This is a genomic window from Oleiphilus sp. HI0086, from assembly GCF_001635225.1.
In genome coordinates, this window is the sequence record NZ_LWFZ01001236.1 from 1 (window position 1) to 1,193 (window position 1,193).

General features: G+C 44.8%; 2 protein-coding genes. One reads left to right on the forward strand and one right to left on the reverse strand.

All coding sequences use genetic code 11. The features are described 5' to 3' along the window. The coding region (locus A3756_RS21500; RefSeq protein WP_197481450.1) for a polysaccharide biosynthesis protein at positions 1 to 754 on the forward strand (754 nt) is incomplete at its 5' end. 79 nt (positions 755 to 833) lie between these two features. Here the strand turns inward: A3756_RS21500 and A3756_RS21505 are convergent. After that, positions 834 to 1,073, reverse strand: coding sequence for a SlyX family protein (locus tag A3756_RS21505; RefSeq protein WP_068512900.1), 240 nt, complete (start codon positions 1,071 to 1,073; stop codon positions 834 to 836). Positions 1,074 to 1,193: the final 120 nt, after the last annotated feature.

The following is a 1,193-nucleotide window of genomic DNA, read 5'->3' on the forward strand; positions in this document are numbered from 1 at the left end:
GGCTGTTCGCCCGACTAATGTGATGGGCGCAACCAAGCGTTTATCGGAGCTTGTACTTCAAGGCTTAGCCCAGCGCCAGAACGATACACGTTTTTGCATGGTTCGCTTTGGCAATGTATTAGGTTCTTCGGGTTCTGTTGTACCGCTGTTTCGTAAGCAAATTAATGATGGTGGCCCGGTAACGGTAACGCACCCTGATATTACTCGCTATTTTATGACCATTCCTGAAGCAGCCTTGTTGGTACTTCAAGCAGGCTCAATGGGCGAGGGCGGTGATGTCTTTTTGCTTGATATGGGCGAGCAGGTTCGAATTGCCGATTTGGCAGGTAAGCTGATTCGCTTAATGGGCCTTGAGGTGAAGGATGATGATAATCCAAATGGTGATATCGAAATTCAGTATACCGGCTTACGACCAGGCGAGAAGTTATACGAAGAGTTGTTGATTGGCGACGACCCTTTACCAACCAGTCATTCTCGAATTATGAAAGGTCGTGAGATCTCATTACCTTGGGTTGAAGTAGAAGCCTTGCTTGAGAAGATTGATAAATACTCTCATCTATTTGATTGTTCTTCAGTGCGTGAGACGCTACTTAAAGCGCCTCTAGGGTATAACCCATCGAACGAGATTGATGACCTTGTTTGGAAGCAATCTCAGCATGAGTTGATACCCGAACATAATGCTTCAGCGAATGAAGAAGCACCCGTAAAGCCAAAAGTGGTTTCGATTTCAAAATCGCCCAAAAAACTGGCCTGATTTACTGCGCTGCCAAATGAGGGTGGCGTGAGCAGAGTTATCTCGCTTTTTAGCACTACTTTATATAGTGCTAATAGTGCTAATAGTGCGGCGGGGGCGGCTCCTGCTCAGTGCTTGCGCTGCCAGATTTAAGTTCCCCAAGCCCTTCTTTTAATAGTCGGTTCGCTACCCACAAATCTTGGATTTCCCTGTCCTGCTTAGTGATTACATCGTTGAGGGTGTTCAGTAAATCATCTTGAAACGATAGTTTAACTTCGAGCTCACTGATTCGTTCATTAAGTTTTTCGATAAGGGCTTCGGGTAATTCTGATTGGCTCATGTTTTTACTATCTTAAGTATGGAGAGAGGGCGCTATTGTAATACATATTACCCGGTGCTCAAGAATTTAGTGTGTTGACTGTAGAATCGAATAAGTTCTAAGCAAGATATTGTGTGAGCC